This window comes from Methanosarcina sp. WWM596, from assembly GCF_000969965.1.
Taxonomy (GTDB): Archaea; Halobacteriota; Methanosarcinia; order Methanosarcinales; family Methanosarcinaceae; genus Methanosarcina.
In genome coordinates, this window is the sequence record NZ_CP009503.1 from 3,581,632 (window position 1) to 3,599,676 (window position 18,045).

The 18,045-nt window shown below is 37.3% G+C and carries 16 protein-coding genes; 3 read left to right on the plus strand and 13 right to left on the minus strand.

The window, feature by feature from the left end; genetic code table 11:
* Positions 1–217: 217 nt before the first annotated feature.
* Together tnpA and MSWHS_RS19650 are read left to right on the plus strand one after the other, a co-directional pair.
* Entirely contained in the window at positions 218–664 is a 447-nt protein-coding gene (gene tnpA, locus MSWHS_RS15725) for an IS200/IS605 family transposase (protein WP_255353735.1), read from the plus strand.
* 14 nt (positions 665–678) lie between these two features.
* Positions 679–876, plus strand: coding sequence for a zinc ribbon domain-containing protein (locus MSWHS_RS19650; RefSeq protein WP_048128707.1), 198 nt, complete (start codon positions 679–681; stop codon positions 874–876).
* Between the two features lie 67 nt (positions 877–943).
* On the opposite strand, the gene hisE is transcribed toward MSWHS_RS19650, so the two are convergent.
* From hisE to cobA, 5 genes are all read right to left on the minus strand, one after another.
* On the minus strand, positions 944–1,258 hold the full coding sequence (gene hisE, locus MSWHS_RS15730) for a phosphoribosyl-ATP diphosphatase (protein ID WP_048128706.1): 315 nt from the start codon (positions 1,256–1,258) through the stop codon (positions 944–946).
* Between the two features lie 69 nt (positions 1,259–1,327).
* A complete protein-coding gene (locus tag MSWHS_RS15735; RefSeq protein WP_048128705.1) occupies positions 1,328–2,590 on the minus strand; it encodes a 3-isopropylmalate dehydratase large subunit in 1,263 nt (420 codons plus the stop codon).
* A 466-nt stretch (positions 2,591–3,056) separates the two neighbouring features.
* Entirely contained in the window at positions 3,057–4,256 is a 1,200-nt protein-coding gene (gene ahbC / locus MSWHS_RS15745) for a 12,18-didecarboxysiroheme deacetylase (RefSeq protein ID WP_048128695.1), read from the minus strand.
* A gap of 130 nt (positions 4,257–4,386) precedes the next feature.
* The gene (locus MSWHS_RS15750; protein ID WP_048128693.1) at positions 4,387–5,190 is read right to left on the minus strand and encodes a uroporphyrinogen-III synthase; all 804 of its coding nucleotides are present in this window, start codon (positions 5,188–5,190) and stop codon (positions 4,387–4,389) included.
* 20 nt (positions 5,191–5,210) lie between these two features.
* Positions 5,211–5,978 carry a uroporphyrinogen-III C-methyltransferase gene (cobA, locus tag MSWHS_RS15755; protein ID WP_048128691.1) on the minus strand — a complete coding sequence of 256 codons (768 nt, stop codon included), beginning with the start codon at positions 5,976–5,978 and terminating at the stop codon, positions 5,211–5,213.
* A gap of 455 nt (positions 5,979–6,433) precedes the next feature.
* Here cobA and rnz point away from each other — a divergent pair, with 455 nt between their 5' ends.
* Entirely contained in the window at positions 6,434–7,351 is a 918-nt protein-coding gene (rnz, locus tag MSWHS_RS15760) for a ribonuclease Z (protein WP_048128686.1), read from the plus strand.
* Positions 7,352–7,771: 420 nt separating this feature from the next.
* On the opposite strand, the gene MSWHS_RS15765 is transcribed toward rnz, so the two are convergent.
* The 8 genes from MSWHS_RS15765 to MSWHS_RS15805 all read right to left on the minus strand — a co-directional run bounded on the left by MSWHS_RS15765 (position 7,772) and on the right by MSWHS_RS15805 (position 18,017).
* Complete coding sequence (locus MSWHS_RS15765; RefSeq protein ID WP_048128685.1) at positions 7,772–8,032, minus strand: hypothetical protein; 261 nt, start codon at positions 8,030–8,032, stop codon at positions 7,772–7,774.
* Positions 8,033–8,948: 916 nt separating this feature from the next.
* Positions 8,949–10,520, minus strand: a complete 1,572-nt coding sequence (locus MSWHS_RS15775) for a DUF362 domain-containing protein (RefSeq protein ID WP_048159395.1) — start codon at positions 10,518–10,520, stop codon at positions 8,949–8,951.
* Between the two features lie 513 nt (positions 10,521–11,033).
* Positions 11,034–12,275, minus strand: coding sequence for a polysaccharide biosynthesis C-terminal domain-containing protein (locus MSWHS_RS15780; RefSeq protein WP_048128677.1), 1,242 nt, complete (start codon positions 12,273–12,275; stop codon positions 11,034–11,036).
* A 160-nt stretch (positions 12,276–12,435) separates the two neighbouring features.
* Positions 12,436–14,622, minus strand: coding sequence for a DUF2206 domain-containing protein (locus MSWHS_RS15785; RefSeq protein ID WP_048128675.1), 2,187 nt, complete (start codon positions 14,620–14,622; stop codon positions 12,436–12,438).
* Between the two features lie 64 nt (positions 14,623–14,686).
* On the minus strand, positions 14,687–15,244 hold the full coding sequence (locus tag MSWHS_RS15790; RefSeq protein WP_048128674.1) for a DapH/DapD/GlmU-related protein: 558 nt from the start codon (positions 15,242–15,244) through the stop codon (positions 14,687–14,689).
* Positions 15,245–15,252: 8 nt separating this feature from the next.
* Positions 15,253–16,338, minus strand: coding sequence for a glycosyltransferase family 4 protein (locus MSWHS_RS15795; RefSeq protein ID WP_255350463.1), 1,086 nt, complete (start codon positions 16,336–16,338; stop codon positions 15,253–15,255).
* A 102-nt stretch (positions 16,339–16,440) separates the two neighbouring features.
* Complete coding sequence (locus tag MSWHS_RS15800; protein WP_048128671.1) at positions 16,441–17,268, minus strand: polysaccharide deacetylase family protein; 828 nt, start codon at positions 17,266–17,268, stop codon at positions 16,441–16,443.
* Positions 17,269–17,495: 227 nt separating this feature from the next.
* Positions 17,496–18,017, minus strand: a complete 522-nt coding sequence (locus MSWHS_RS15805) for an acetyltransferase (RefSeq protein ID WP_048130459.1) — start codon at positions 18,015–18,017, stop codon at positions 17,496–17,498.
* Positions 18,018–18,045: the final 28 nt, after the last annotated feature.

Below are 18,045 nucleotides of genomic sequence, written 5' to 3' on the forward strand. Positions count from 1 at the left end.
TATTGAATCTGCAATCAGTATCAGTGTATTGAATCTGCAATCAGTATCAGTGTATTGAATCTGCAATCAGTATCAGTGTATTGAATCTGCAATTTTACTCTAAAGCGGGAAGTCCCTTTCCTCGGAGCGTAAGCTACAGGTGGGGGATGGAAGCCGTCAACTTCTACAAAACAACAGTAGCATAATTACTTATACTTATAGTTATCTCTATCTAGTGATGACTATACAATATAAACAGGATCGTAAGGGCCATTCTGTGTATTCACTCCATTATCATTTTGTTCAGTGTGTGAAATATAGGAGAAAAGCTCTAACGAACCCTTTAGTTGTTGATTTTCTAAAAACTAAAATCCATAACATAAGTGAAACATTCGATGTTGAAGTACTGAATATAGAGTGTGACGAAGACTATTTTCACTTATTATTTTCAGCAAAACCTTCGCTTGATATTCCAAAATATATCAACACCATAAAAACAATAACTTCAAGAGAGATTCGTAAAAACTTCCCTGAAGTAAAAACTATGTTATGGAAAGATACTTTCTGGTCAAGATCGTATTTTATCGCATCGACGGGGCAAGTAACCTTAGATATACTGAAGCAATATGTTGATAACCAGGGCAAATATGCATCTGACGAAGAAGATCAAGATCAATCCAACTGAAGAAAAGACACGACATGCCTCTTTGGGAAAGAACTATGAAATGTGATTGTGGAAACGTTATTGATAGAGATAGAAATAGTGCTATCAACATCATTAAGCGGTTCTTATCACAGAATGCTTTGTGGACAGGCTATCAGAGGTTTTCTGATAATCTTCGACAAACAGGATTACAGATGGATACTTGCATAACTGCAAATATCCAGGTGACGTAATCACTCGAAGGAAGCTCCGTCCTCACTTTCATCAGAAAGCAGGGTGGGGGTAGTTCACCTCTATTTTTCAGTCCCTCTTCATTTTTTCGTGCCTGGCACTGAGCTCTGCTGCAATCTCATCAAGGGTAACGTCGTTTGCTGCAAGCAACACCAGCAGGTGGAATATCAGATCCGAGCTCTCCAAGACAATTTCTTTGTGGTCTTTGTTCCTGACTGCAAGGATAGTTTCAATAGATTCCTCTCCTACTTTCTCAAGGATTTTATTCATACCCTTGCGGTGATTCAGGAGTTTGCAGACATATGAGTTTTCATCATAGTTCACTTTCCGATCCAGGATGATCTCATACACCCTGTTTAAAATAGATAAGTCAGCCTCCGGCATTCTAACACCTGTTCAAGATAAATGATAAATTATGATATAATTCAAAATAAGTAAAAACAGGAGGGTTTTTTAAACCTTCCTGGGGTCGGTAATTTCTCCTGTGAGGGCTGATGCTCCTGCTGTTGCAGGGGAAGAAAGGTACACAAATGACTCTGCACTTCCTTCTCTACCCTTGAAGTTGCGGTTGGAGGTCGCAAGGCCAACTTCTCCCGGGCCGAGGAGGCCGAAAGAGCCGCCCATGCATGGTCCGCAGCAGGGAGATTCTACGATTGCTCCGGCATTCATGAGTTTTTCAATATATCCGGTTTTTAACAGTTTCATGTATTCTGTCCTTGAAGCAGGCACAACAAGAAGACGCACACCTTTTGCAATCGGTTCGTCACCCATAATATCCGCCATGAGCTTGATGTCTTCGAACCTGCCGTTTGTGCAGGATCCCATAAAGATCTGGTCAATTTTTGTGCCTTCTACTTCAGTTACCGGCTTTACGTTATCGACATTGTGAGGGCAGGCTATCTGGGGTTCAAGGTTAGAAACATCGTAATGCCTTATATCCAGATATTTAGCACCTTCATCAGACTTCCAGTAAGGATCAAGTTTGTAGCCTGGTATACGCTCTTTGAGGTATGCTTCGGTAACTTCATCTGCTTCAATGATTCCTGCCTTTCCTCCCATTTCGATTGCCATGTTGGACATGGTCATGCGCTCAGGGATTGAGAGGGAGCGAATTGTCGAACCAGCATACTCGGCAGCCATATACCTGGCGCCTTCTACTCCTACATCCCCAATAAGATGCAGGATAAGGTCTTTGGAGTAAACGCGCTTCGGCAGTTTACCTTCGACTTCAAAACGGAAGGTTTCAGGAACTTTGAACCAGAGTTTGCCTGTGGCAAAAACAGCTGCCATGTCAGTAGACCCTATGCCGGTAGAAAATGCCCCCAAAGACCCGTATGCACAGGTATGGGAGTCAGAACCTACAATCAGATCTCCGGGCAGCACATGCCCTTTTTCGGGAAGAACCTGGTGGCAAACTCCTTCATACACATCATAGTTTAAAATACCCTGCTCTTTTGCAAACTTCCTTAGCATAATATGGTTTTCTGCGGCATTAATTGAGTCTGCAGGGACCTGGTGATCGAATATGATTACTATTTTGCTGGGGTCCCATACTTTTTTTTCTTCTTCATCTCTCATGATTTCGTAAAAGCCCTGGACTGCCAGCGGACCTGTGATGTCGTGGGTCATTGCCAGGTCTATGTTTGCCAGTACAAAATCCCCGGCTTTCACGGGAGTTCCAGAGGCCTTCGAAAAGATCTTCTCCGAAACGGTCATCGGGAGATTGTCACTACCAGACATTCCGGTCATGGGGAATAACTGGCGCTTTCTAATAAATAAATTTAATTGATGATTCAGAAAGAAATAAAATTCAGGGCAGGAATAATAGAGTTTTTCCATCCAAGTTTCGCTTTAAGAGGACTAATTACATATCTTTCTGACTCAGACAACCTTATTCGCCTTATCCCTTCAGTGTCTCGGGTCGTTTGAGCCTGCTTGCTAATGATAGTTTTTAAATAAAACACTGGTTGCGCCGGAGATTCCGATCCTAAAATGTTAACTTTCTGCCCGAAAGCAATTCCAGAATTAAAAGAGGCAAAAAAGATCAGTAGTGGCGCAAACAAAAGGAATTATATTCTACCTGAAAAGCGCCTGTTTCGGGTTATAAATAACCTCCACGGATAATGAGCTGAGATAAAAGGCTAAAAGAAAAATCCAAAAGTAAAAAGAGCCTGAAATGTTTTCAGGCTTCGTCGTATCCGATTTCTTCTTTTGTGAGGTAGCAGGCAGGGTCGTCTGCCCAGATGTTTCCGTACACGGCTTCGGCTCGAACTCGGAAGTTTCCGTTGCATATGTCGAACCATTTGCAGTGGGCGCAGCGGTCAGCATTAACCTGGATAAGGGGTTTCCGGTTCTTGAGCCCGGCCATCAGTTCATCAGAAAGGTCTGTCCAGATCTCGCTGAAAGGTCTTTCGCGGACGTTTCCGAAGGAGTAGTGCCTCCAGAACTGGTCGGCGTGCACGGAGCCGTCCCAGGAAACGCAGCCGAAACCTATTCCTGAGGAGTTGCCCTGGTTCATGGAAAGGAGTTCAAACACTTCTGCTGCCCTTTCGGGATTTTCTTTTAGTAGCTTCAGGTAGATGTACGGGCCATCGCAGTGGTTGTCCACGGTCAGGACTTCCGCAGGGAAGCCTTTTTCGTGGAGGGCCTTTGTCCTCTCAGCAATCAGGTCCACAGCCTGTCTTGATTCTTCGAGGGAAAGGTCTTCATTCACCATCTTCGAACCTCTGCCTGCATAGACAAGGTGATAGAAGCAGATCCTGGGGATTTTTTCTTCTTCCAGGAGGTCAAATATCGCAGGGATGTCCATTACGTTCTGCTTGTTGATGGTAAAACGGAGTCCGACTTTTATGCCTTCTTCCTGGCAGTTATGCAGACCCCTTAGAGCTGCATCGAATGCTCCCTGCATGCCCCTGAACCTGTCATTTGTCTCTCTTATACCGTCAAGGGAGATTCCTACGTAAGAAAGCCCAACCTCTTTTAACTTTTTTGCAAGAGGTTTATCTATAAGAGTCCCGTTTGTTGAAATCACGGCTCTCATCCCTTTTTCTCTGGCATAGGCTGCAAGCTCCGGCAGGTCTTTTCGCATCGTGGGTTCGCCCCCGGAGAAGAGCATAACAGGAGAGCCAAAAGCTGCAAGGTCGTCGATAAGGGCTTTTCCTTCCTCGGTTGAAAGCTCATCTTTGAACTCCATGTCCTTTGCCTGGGCATAACAGTGGACGCATTTCAGGTTGCAGCGGCGGGTCATGTTCCAGACCACTACCGGTTTTTTATCTTTCGAAAACTGCAGAAGGTGAGAGGGAAGCCTCTTTGAATCCCTTCCATAGCGAAGGGCATCAGAAGGTTCCACGGTTCCGCAGTAAAGTTTTGAAATGCCTATCATATTGATCCGTCAAAATTGAGATTGTTTTCCAGAATTTTAAGTATTGTTTTTTGAACCGGCTTTTAGGGGTAAATTTTCAGGGGACTTTTATTTGCCGGTTTTTCAAAGCTCTTTTTTCATAGCTCTTTTTTCATAGCTCTTTTTTCATAGCCTTTATCAGAGCCTCGAAAGTGAACTCATCAGGGATTACGTCCGCATTGACCCCATGTTTTTTCAGGGTATTTCCCGTAGGAGTCCCGATTGCGCCTACAACAGCCCTGCTGAGAGTTTCTTTTATGGTCTCTCCTGCTCCCAGCTGTTCTGCATGCCTCATAAAGCCTTTGACCATCATTGAGCTGGTAAAGGCAAAGGCATCCACTTCTCCTGCGAGGGTACGTTCTATGAGTTCTTTCTGGGCTGCACCTTCGGGGATGCTGAGGGTGTACACATGAGTCTCATATACGGTTGCTCCGCACTTTTCAAGGCCTTCTATCAAAACCTTGGCTCCAAAAACGCTCCTTGCAAGGTCAACTGTTTTTCCTTTTACTTCTGGGCAGAGAGCTTCTACAATTCCTGCGGAACTGTAATCTGCGGGCAGGAAAGAATCTTCAATCCCTATTTTTATAAGCTCTTTCTCCGTGTTCGGGCCGATTGCTATTACCCTGGTCTTTTTCAGGGCTGTGATGAAGTTTTCTTTCTCAGTTTCCGTGAGTTTTTCCAGTGTGAAAAGTATCCCGTTTGCGCTCGTAAAAACAACGTAATCCGAAGTTCCGTCAACAACCCTCTGAATGAAGGGCTCGAATCCTTCGTCTTTTATGCTTTCAAGCTTTATCATAGGAGCATAGATGGGTTCAAAGCCGCAGTCCCTGGCAATTATCTCGGATTTTTCCCTGTAGCTTTCAGGCCTCATGATCGCAAGCACGGGGATTTTTATTGTGTTTGATTCTTCAGTCATACTCTTACCTCTTAGAGCCTTTAAAATTCCTTTCCTGTGATCTGCTCGCCAAGAATCGCGTGAAGGTTGACAACGTCTCCTACTACCGTGATGGCAGGAGCCTTTACTTTTCGTTCTTCTGCCAGGTCTGCGATATCTGAAAGGGTTCCCACGGTTACCCGTTGGTCAGGTCGGGTTCCTTTCTCTATGACTGCAACAGGGGTTTTAGGGTCCTTTCCGTGCTTCATGAGCTCTTCAGTATTTCGCCTGAGCATCTTTACTCCCATAAAGATTACAATGGTCCCATTGAACTTTGCCAGGGTCTCCCAGTCCAGTCCGCTATCTTCCTTTGTGGGGTCCTCGTGTCCTGTTATGAAGGTGACCATCGACGTGCTCTCCCGGTGGGTTACGGGAATTCCGGCATATGCGGGCACTGCAATTGCAGAGGTTATCCCTGGCACGACTTCGAATTCTATGCCTTCTGCTACAAGCACCTCAGCTTCTTCTCCTCCCCTTCCGAAGACGTAGGGATCCCCTCCTTTTAACCGGACCACCATCTTGCCTTCCTTTGCCTTCTGCACAATAACTTTATTGATATCAGACTGGGTCATGGTATGGTTGCCCGCGTATTTTCCCACATCTATTTTCTCTGCACTTTCCGGCATTGAGCCCAGGATCACCTTTCCCGGGAGCTGGTCATAGATAATGACTTCAGCACTGTCAATCAGCCGGCGGGCTTTAAGGGTCAGAAGTTCAGGGTCGCCGGGACCAGAACCCACAAGATAAACTTTTCCGTAATTTCCTGACATATGACGACGGTTCCTTTTTCTTCTTTTACAATTGTTGATAGATAATTCTCTTCCTTCATTTCCTGATAGATGACACCTGATACCTGCAGGGGAATGTTCCATCACAGGATAACTTCTTCTGAAGGTGGAAAGTCATCTTCTTATGAGGGGAAGAGGTTTGATAGAAATGCAAATCTGTAGGGTTTAAAGAGCTTTTATAATAAATAGTATACCATCTTTATGCATATTTATTGCACAACATATATATATTAAACCTCATACTTATTTTCTATATCTCATGCCTATTTTGTATACTCCAGATGTTTGCTCATGGTTTGATTCTTAAAAGAGAATGTGTAAATTAAAGAGTATAGAGCAACTGGTAATTAATAAATACCTCTGATGTAATTAGTGAGTTCATTGTGATAATTTCATTGTCATCAGTTAGTAATTTCATCATAATCAGTGAGTTCATCATGCTTCGCATAACTTTTCTTGGCACTGGAGGGTCCCTCCCGACCCGTAACAGAAATCCGTCAGCAGTAATGGTCAATAGAGAAGGGGAACTTATACTCTTTGACTGTGGAGAAGGCACCCAGCAGCAGATGATGCGGGCAAAAACGGGGATGATGAGTCTGTCCTCCATTTTTGTCAGTCATTTTCATGCCGATCATTTTCTCGGAATTCCTGGCCTCATTCAAACTATGTCTTTTCTGGGCAGGAAAGAGCCGTTGACGATCTATGGTCCTGAAGGGACAAAAGAGTTTACCGAGCTCTTTAAGGCCCTTGGTTATTTTAACCTTAAATACGAAATCCGGGGTGTGAAACTGAGCCCAGGAGACACTGTAGAAGGGGAAAGCTATGTGATCCGGGCTTTAGAGACCGAACACAGCATCCCGAGTCTTGGCTATTCCCTTATCGAAAACCCCCGGCCCGGACGTTTTAACCGGGAAAAGGCAGTCGCGATTGGCGTCCCTCCTGGTCCCCTTTTTTCAAAACTGCAAAAAGGAAAGCCTGTAGAAGTGGGCGGAAAGGTTGTAAGGCCCGAAGAAGTAATGGGAATTCCCAGGCCTGGAAGGACAATTGTGTACAGCGGAGATACCAGGCCCTGTGAAGCCGTGTTGGAGGCGAGCAGGGATGCCGACCTCCTTATCCATGACGGCAGTTTCGCTGATGAGATGGCAGACTGGGCGGAAGAATCCATGCATTCGACAGCAGGTGAGGTTGCAGCCCTTGCAAAAGAAGCCGGAGTCAGGAAACTGGTCCTTACCCATATAAGTTCGCGTTATACTGATGATGTGGAGCCTATCCTGAGAGACTCAAAAAAAGTGTTTGAAAATGTTATTGTAGCCGATGACCTGATGGAACTTGAGATACCATACAGACCTGAGTGAACAGATCTAAATAATCAGATCTAAATAATCAGATCTAAATAATCAGATCTAAATAATCAGATCTAAATAATCAGATCTAAATAATCAGATCTAAATAATCAGATCTAAATAATCAGATCTAAATAATCAGATCTAAATAATCAGATCTAAAATCAGATCTAAATAATCAGATCTAAAATCAGATCTAAAATCAGATCTAAATAATCAGATCTAAAATCAGATCTAAAATCAGATCTAAATAATCAGATCTAAAATCAGATCTAAATAATCAGATCTGATTGAGCCTTACGATGCCTTTTACAGGGCGTTTTGCGGAAAAATTGAAGTTTTCCTTAAAATCAGGGTTTAAAAATTAGATTAAATTTCTCTACAGGATATTAATCTGTAGAAATAATCTTTATACAACAAAAATCAGGTTATTCAGACAAGCGTCCAGTCCAGGTCTTTATTTTCAGCGTCGTAGAGTGTAACTCTCATGGTTTTGTCTTCTATTTCATAGATCGGCCTGATACCGAGGAAGAATGTGTCTCCGGGGTTGATTTCTATTTCACCTTTGACCCTTCCGAAGTATACTCTACCTCTTGTGTCTTTTTCTTCAACTGTCACACCTTTCCAGGTTAGGTTCTGGATTACGCTTATAACCCTGCACTCAAAGCGATCGCTTTCACGTATTTCATTCATGAGAATCCCTTTTAAATCTTATTTAGGGTATGATTGAGATCTTACTCAATATGACTTTTGTCTAAGTTTTGCATTTTGATAAATGTCTCCTTATATTGGAGTATGCACTTATTATTTGAGAACTAAGACTTCTTATAAAGAATAATGATTTCTATACATTAATGATTTCCATACATTAATGATTTCCATACATTAATGATTTCCATACATTAATGATTTCCATACATTAATGATTTCAATACATTAATGATTTCTATACATTAATGATTTCCATACATTAATGATTTCTATACATTAATGATTTCCATACATTAATGATTTCTATACATTAATGATTTCCATACATAAAACTATCCCAGAGGCCCGTAGTTTCTAATTTTCTTAGCTCCGAAAACCCGTTTTTTATAAATGAATGTCTGATCAAAAAAGTTATTGGATATCATGGAGTCTTTTGTTAACACCAAAAACGACTCCATATATGGGATGAACACAACCAATTTATTATTTCTGAGTGGGAGTGAAGCAAGGTGTTGATTTCTGGTAAATTGGGCAAAATTTGAGGCAGGCTTCTGGTATAATATCGACATCTTTTAGGTAAGATGATTCCTTAGGAAGGATTCATTAAGAATATATAACACATGCGTCTTCGGTTAAGGAATTTTTTTGCCTGTATGCTATCGATTTTAGAGCAAAAATTAATCTCAAATTTCGAACACCGAAACTAAAATCGATATCCTGTTCCAACTTCAGATCTATATATGTTTTCGAGATATATCACAGAAATAGGGCAATTTATCATGATTCTCTCTTAACCGAAGACGCATGGAATATAACACATATAGAACGCGGAGAAGAGCCTGAAGACGACCTGTTCTCAAAAAATAAAGTAATTAATTACCCTGATCTCAGGGGTAGTTCACATTTGACTATCAAGATCTATAGGATGATAATCTATATAGGTATATTTTTCTTGATCATTCCAGGATTCTGCGACTCCCAATCCCAGGGCAGCTGCATAAGATTGAACAAGACCTGTCGCCTGTGGACCTGCTTCTCTTCTTATATAATCCACCATGACCGAGTCTGTTGCTACCGGATCGACTCCAAAGAAAAGAGTTTCTGGTGGCTTGTTTCCAAATGACTTCCATAAAGTAGGGGGACCATAATTTATATCAGGATTGCCCATTATGCCGTCCCCTACAATTAGCCTTGTTTTATCTCTAAAAACTGAATTATTGTTGATATCTGCCAAAAGTTTTGCAAAAGGCTCCGCTTTATGCGCAGGACAATCTCCAAGCGCATTAGCAGTATAATGAACACTTCCAAAATTATTTTTTAGACCCAAAGTCACTCTTCCAACATTTGAATATCCATGTCCTTTTAGCTGAGGCATATTAATTATATAGGTTGCATCAGCAAATACTTGAGCAGGTCTTATTTTTTCATCATATGTTGTGCTTGTTGATGCATATACCGAGCTATCAGAAACATAACCGGTTACATAAACATTTGGCCTTCCTTCAATATATGCACCACAATTTTGATTTATATAATATTGCACTCCCTTATCTTCTATTCTTTCTCTAAACTGGTCATGCACAGGTCTTGATGGATCAGTTATCCATATTTTATCTGAAGGTACACCAATAGACTTCAATCCTCTTATTACTGAATTTACAACTGCGGCATAATTGAGCATGTTTATATTTGAATTATCATCATAATAAAATCCACTCGATGAAAAATACCAATTATTATTAAAATTCATTTTTATTGCAACTGATTGTCCATTCTCATATGGGATTATTTTTCTCCATCCATCTTGGGGAGATGTTGTTCCGGTCAATTCCATTATTCCAATATCTACCATTTTATCGATTTCAGTTTGATTAATGTAGTTATTCGGATTTCCCTCTCCTTCCCAGGTAGAAGAATTCGAATCATGAACCGTTACAACTCTATGAGGAGACGGTAAATCATATGCAGCAGGAATTGTTGCATATTCACTTTGAGTTCCCAGGTTTACTTGCTCAGATGGGGATAGAACTTTTCCTTCTAATCCAGGTCCAACTGGAGAATTCATTGGCATGCTACTATAGTAATCAATTGCTAAAAAGACTCCAAATATAGCAGCTATTATTGTTATAAATAATAATGATCTACTTAATTTAGAATCGTGGGCGAAAAAAGTTTGAATTTTCTTCATATATATAAAAAGTGGAGATGATATTATTGCAAGTATTACAAATGTACTTAGACTAGCAGCAGCAGCTTTTTGACAAGGATAAACAATTCTTGATGGTTTTGTTCCGGACTTATATAGTAACCAAAAAAAGCTTGCAAGAGCCATGAATACAAAACTGTTTTCTATTTTATGCCACAAATGCTTTATCCTATATTTAACAGGAATTTTTCCTGAATGACTGAAGTTATGAGAATGAGATATATCATTAGAATTATGAGAATGATTATTTTTACTCTCTTTCATATATGTCGTCCACCATTATGTCATCTACCATTACATTAGTGATGTTTTAAAATTCCTAAATGTGAATATAGATACACACAGCATTTGATTTTTCTAAATTATTTTGTTTACACGTCTTTGTTTTTAGATTAATAAATTTAAATTTTGCTCATGGTTGAACATATATAGAGATAGCAAAGATGTTAATAAACCTTGTAGAATAAATTATCCTTACAATTAATAATTTAAGAATATCAGGGCAATTTAATGGCATGTGATGAATTTTTTTTTATAGCTTCGCACGTAAATGTTTACACTTAATTCATTAACCTTCAGAAGGAAACCCCTGAGTCTCTAGCTCAGGGGTAGTTGATGTCATATTCTAATTATCAACGCCCTCGATAGCCACAGAAAACACGAAAAGACTGTAACATCAGTCCCAAATTTAACAATAAGGTGAAAGTTCCCTTCCTCTGCAGGCTTTAGCTCGACAGGTGGGGTACTTCGTGTGCAATCTTCGTAATCCTTTTAGGGTCATCTATTTCTCCATACTCGAATTGCAATTATCAACGCTCCAACTCCATAACTAATTATCCAGGCATACCCGATTCCTAAAATTCCAAGAGTGGGTATAAGCAGATATGAAAATCCTATTAATAAAACGCAAATTATTCCACTGAGTACTGTAATTTCTTTAGTATCCTTCTGAATCCTCTTTATCGCAAAGTAGACATTATTCACTACCACAAAAAAACTCGCAAAAATCATTAGTTTTAAAACACCTAAACCCCCTGCAACATAATCTTGCCCTATAAATCCAAGTATCCAGTCCCCATATAAATAGAGAAATAATGCAATTGGGATTAGAAGCAAAAATATAATGATCAATGCTCGAATAACAGTTTTCTTTAATGATTGACCATTACTTCCTTCAACAAATAATGATGTACTGATCGAATCTGGAATCATAAATAACAAAAGCACAATCCCATATACAATGTAGTAATAAGCTGCCTGCTCAACCAAATGCATATTCAGGATGATGATTGGTAATAACATAGTAGGAACAGTCATAAACAGACCTGTAAGATAGTTCCCTGCAGAAAAATTAAAACTATCAGTCAAATATTTATTATCTACTTCTAGTTTTGGATTTATTCCGGACTTTATAATTAACACTAAAGCAACAATAAATGCAAAAAAGAATGAAGCACCTACCGCATAGAAAATTCCAATTGCTCCTAGAGATATGAATAACATTAAGAATAATACTCTGGAGCCCACAATCAGATTCATATACAGTTGAAATTCTGCTTCTCTTATTGCAACAAAAGCGATGCCCGCCATAAATATCACAGAGCTTGAAGCAAGTGATATAAAGTAAAAAAGTGCATATAGTGGGGATCTTAATATAATGAGTTCTGGTGATAAAAAATGCACATCTGCTATAAATATTGAACCAAAGATTAATGCAACAAATGTTGGAATAACTGTAGATGTGTTGAAAACCCTACATTTGTCATGTGTGGGAAAAAAACGGATAATTGAATAATCAAGGCCAAGTCTTGATAAATAAACAATTAATGTCATCGAAGATATAATTCCAGTTGCAATTCCTACATCACTTGCAGAATAATATTTTGCTGCCAGCATCCAAAAAATGAATCCAAAACCTGCAGTAGAAATACATGAAAGCATGAGAAAAAAGGCATTTTTGAATAACGGATCATGAATAAAGTTTATATAATGTATTTTATTTTGAAGGTTTGAAATCATTGTCAAAACTCTTTTATGTTTATCTGAATAAATCTATACTCTAAATCGGATTTTCCACAGATGTCTCTGTAATTCTCTGTAATTTTGAGATCTGTGTATAATCCATTATTTTCTACACTTCCCCTGTTGCCCCTACAAAAATGTAGAAATATTTCCGTTATTATTGAAAGTATAGTTCATTTTTATCTGTATGAAATAAAATGTTTCCACCGTTATTGTAAATATTATTCATTTCCTCAAAATGATCTTTATAATCTGATGTTTTTAGTACAGTTTGTTCATCTATAATTATTGAATTTTCTACCGTGTTGTGCTGGATCAAAAATAAATATTCTCCATTATTTATCGGCTTTATTCCACGTAATACTTCTGTGAAAAGTACTCTATTAGCCATCACCATATTCTCAAATATTTTTTTTCTTCCGTAATCAACATTATAACATCTATGTATCTCTGAAGTTCCTTCATGAGTTATGAAATGGTTGTAAAGACACCAATCTAAATATATGTGTTTCCCGGAATTATGCGTCACAAACCAATTAGTGGCATCTATAGTAGAGTCTAGACGATAAGGCCAATATAAAAGCCATTTTCCTGTACCATCACTTTCTTGAATAGCCAATCTATCCATTTGACGGTTAATAGAATAATCCACGGTTGTTCCCGAGACTGTATTTATAATATTCGACGAAATCCCCGAACCAAAAATAAAGAACACAAATAAAAAAATCGAAAAAATAGTTAATGTTTTATTATGATCCAACTTTAATGGTTTTAAAAAGAATAAAAACGAATATATACACAATGGAGAAGCAAAGATCAATACCATAGAAAGCAATCTACCATTTCCCATAGAATGGGGTAATATTTGGGTAACCAAAATAAGTATCGAAGATATAGATAATATCCCATATTCTGTCCGATTTACGAGTATTTTTTTTTGTGTATATAATAAAATACCACTAAATAATAAGAATATTATAACTATATTGAAATATTTTGCAACATCGAGAGAATATGAGTTAGTTGAAAATAATAATTTCAGCGTATAGTTATCACTTGGTTGTAGGAACTTAGATAAATTACTGAACACATCTAAAATAAGCCTTCCTATCCAGATGACGTTACTTGCTGAAGATGTACCTACATACCAGAAAATAAGAAGAGCGGTATATAGTATATATGTATTTAATTTGATAATTTGATCTATTTTAAAAATTTTCATTAATACTTCATATATTGTAAGAGTAATTAAAAAGAAATAGGCTGCGCCATAATGTGAAGCTACGATTGGAAATAAACAAAACGGAAGTAGAATTTTCTTTTTAATTAATTCTATATCGCTATATACCAATAACAAAAAGAGGGTTATAAATAACAAAGCAAAAGCTGTTCTTTGAGCATACATTACCCATTCTTGTGTATAATAAAATGGCATAAATATATATAAAAACGAAGAAAGAAAAGCCACTTTACAACCATGAAATTTAGAATGAATTTGATACATTCCTACGGGTATAAAAGCCATTACAATCCAACTAATTATCTGAACTCCCCAAATAATTCCTATACCCATCAGTTTGGAAAAAACAGGAAGCATAAGAGAAGTAGTTAATAAAGAATTATTTGGTTCATAAGGAAATAACGGATCCCATATACCTGCAGTGTAGACAATTTCTGGGAGGAATGTTTCATAAAATGATTTTCCAGCATAAGAGAGGTTAGTGTGTATTAATAATGAAAAAGAAACCGCCCAAATTATCAAAGGGTAATATTTATCTTTTAACCTTAAACTCATAAATGGAATTCCGGATATCGTAATCAGAACCAACAACAGTAAATAACTTACACCTTGATATTTAAGACTAATACTGCCAAATATAGAAAAAATAGGAATAAATAATATAGCAATAACCTTTAAATTCAAGTTATCTAATCGATCAAAGGTAATAAATGTACAACCTTTCCATTTTGACAATAAAATAAGAACAAATGTTGTAATGTTATAATATACAGTCAAATATATTTCGGATATTGGATTTTCAATGTTTAAAATAATTGCAATTATATTTTCAAATAAGGCTGATATCGTAACAAATGATAAGCTTAAGCCAAAAGAGAATATGATCAAGTCTATAAATTTTAGATTAATTTTTAAAATACTGAGAATTAAAAGTCCTGGAATAAAGGCTAAATATATAAAAACTACAATATGTCTTAGTATTGGAATGTTGATAATTGGAATGCTAATGCCCATAATATCAGCACATATCAAACCCAAGGCTGCGAATTGAATTGATAAGGCAATACTTGTAATATTGATTTTCACTTTGTTATATTCTGTCATAATAAATTCCTAGGTCATACCCCGTTAATTTTTTTAGAATATTTTTGAAAGGAACGTAAGCATTTTAAATTATATACCCCATCGTTTGTTTCAAATCTTCATTCATCTTTTCTTTCTTTTTTTCTGTAATGCCTGTTCTGCTTGTCCATCCGTTTTCATATATCGGAGATAAGAGCATTTTTTGCTTATGTTTTTCAATAATTTCGGAGGTAGAACATATTACTTTAGCTGGATTTCCAGCCGCAACACAATTATCAGGAATATCTGATGTTACTATGCTACCAGCCCCAATGATAACATTATTTCCAATATTAACATGTGGAAGTATGATGCTATTTATGCCAATAAAAGTCTCTTCACCAATGCTGACTCTTCCTATTTTTGAATACCCTGTGTGTAATTTAGTGCTTCCGTCGTGAGCTAAAACGACTACTCCTTTAGCCAAAGAGCTATTTTTTCCAATAGAGATTAGCCAGGGATATTCAGGATCTAATACTACATTCGGACCAATAAACACATTTTTTTCGAACATAAGTTTTTTTTTGAGGATTAAATCATTAGCTCTTTTTTTTAAAAAATAGAAAACTATTGGAAATATACCAAAATATGTTTTAGTCTTCATTCTATCCCTCAGCAATTATTAGGAATGAGTTTCTTATATTCCCCTATTGTTTTTTGTGCTATTCCTTCCCATGACATATTTTTTTTCATAAACTCATATGCTGCATTGCCCATACTATTCTTTAACTTTTTATTTAATAAGACATTTAATAGTGAATCAGCTAGACTTTGTGAATCCTTAGGCGGTACGATAAAACCTGTAACACCATCTAAAACAACTTCAGAAAGGCTTCCTACGTCTGTTGCAACGACTGGTTTTTTAAACGCATAAGCTATTGGAATTATTCCTGTTTGTGATGCTTCGATATAAGGCAAAACGACAACTGAAGATTTCCGAAATAATTCAGAAACCTTTTCATCCGGGATATATTCATTGATTATTTCAAAGTGATTTTTATTATCTATCATATTTTCATACTGAGAAAAATCACCATTACCAGCAATGATTATTCTGAAATTTGATGTTTTTGAGGAGATCAGAGGTTCTGCTTTTATTAGATAGTCTATTCCTTTGTATTCAAGTATTCTACCAAAAAATAGAATTGTGTTTTCTTCTTCATTAATTTCTTTCTGATTTATTGAACTAAAAAATGAAAAATCTCCAATGGGTATAACAGAGATTTTTGAATCTAAAATTCCTCTCTTTATTAAATCTAACTTTAGCCTTTCACCATGAACAAAATCCAAATCCGCAAATTTAGAAGTAATTAATGTACTCATATCAAAAATGAAATTTTTTTGGTCAGAGTGTAACTGAACGTCATGAACTGTAGCTACAACAGGAGCCATTTTTTTTAAGACTGGCAATAAAGGAACTATAAAAGGATGTACCATACTGGTATGTATAATATCGGGCTTTATTTCCAAAAGATACTTAATCATCAAATCAATTCGATATCCATGTATACTAATAGAGGGAATTTTTTTCAAAATGACACGGTTGTCAAAGAGATTTTCATTGATACCTTTTGGAGCGATTAAATAAATAGTACATTCAGTACTAAAGTTAGCTAGAGAATTGCAAAGCTGTGATACATAATGTACCATTCCCCCTTTATTTATCAACAATATGAAACATATTTTTATACAAACCACCCCAAAATTAGTCTACAGTCCTAATTTTTGCAATTTTGAGAATAGTTCCAGGTTTAAGATATACATACTTAGAATACTTCGAATGAATCTGAAAATCATACTTCATAAATTTAATACCTCCTTTATTGGAGAAAATGTGAAATTTTTGAGTAAATTTTCAAGTTTACTAAAGGCCGAATTAACCCCATAATAGGTAATAAAACGAGAAATTAAAGGAAGTGGAACCTTTTGTGTATCAGAATACATCTCCCAGGGATGCATATAGATAACCACGGATCTTTTCGTGTTTACCCGATTTATAGCAGATCTTAAAAAAGAAATTGGAAGAAGTCTAAGATAAAATCCGCCTGCAATGGGGATATTTATTCCAAATTTTATAACGCTCAAAGGATACTCTATTATCGGGCCATCTGGATCATGCACAGTAATATCGTCTTTAGAAGGACAGTACGAAAATACTGGCGCATCCGGGACTCCATATAAATTTGTCTTCACCGGAAAAACACTGGAATCATACTTATAACCATTTTTAACCAGTATATCTAAAGCCCATTTATTCGTATTGTCGATTGAAAAAGTCGGAGCCCTGAATCCAAGTGGAGATTTTCCAGTAATTGATTTCAAAATGCTGTTAGTCTTTTCAATTTCATATTCAAATTTTTTCATTCCAAGCTCATGAAGAGTCTTATGGGAATATGAATGGGAGCCGATTTCGTGACCCTTTTTGGAGATTTCTATTATTAACTCGGGATATTTTTCTGCTAATTTCCCCAGAACAAAAAATGTGGCTTTCGTATCATATTTATCTAGCAAGTCAAGTAAAGGATATACAGCTTCTATTACTTGGTCTTCTTTTTCATCAGGTGCAAATCTACAAACGAGTTCTGCAGTGTACCAATACTCCAGATCGAAACTTAGTGCGTTAATCATGCTTAGTACCCCCCACGAAATGACTTAGGCATTTTTTCACACTGTACTAACCTATTTTCACAAACATGTTTGTCAATTTAAGTCCAGAATTATTATGGGCAACCTATATTATTTTTGTAATATGTTTTTGGCTTGATTCAATTGGTTTTTTTTGGAATGAATTTTCCTCATATTTCTGTCAAACGTATAACGCTGCTAAAGCAAATCCAAAAGGTGGTCACTACTAATCACTCAAGTTTCTTTAGAACTCTAGCCGGACAGCCAACTACAACTGTATAGGGTTCTACGTTTTTCATAACAACACTCCCAGCTCCAACAACACTATGTTCCCCAATTGTAATTCCTGCAAGAATTATACTACCAGGTGCAATCCAGGCCCCACTTTTTATAGTTACAGGTTTTACTTCCCTTGGATAGTACTTTTTTTTTAGATATGGGGAACAGGTTGGATTCGAATGTGCAAAGATCATTGTTCCCATTCCGATACCGACGTAATCTTCGATTGTAATTAATTCCGGGTATAGATCATCGATATTGACACCAGGCCCCAAAAATACATGTTTTCCAATTTTTACGCCCCTCATCCGCTGGAGTTTTACCGATATTCCAAAATGAGGACAAATTTTAGCTATTGTCTGCAATATCCAGTTAATTGCATAACGAAAATAAAATTTAATTACACCGAATGAGCCGGTGTAACCATAATACTCCATAACTTCCCTCAGGTTAATTTCTTCAGGGTTTTCCATTCGTGTGTTAAATTCCTCAGAGTATTCC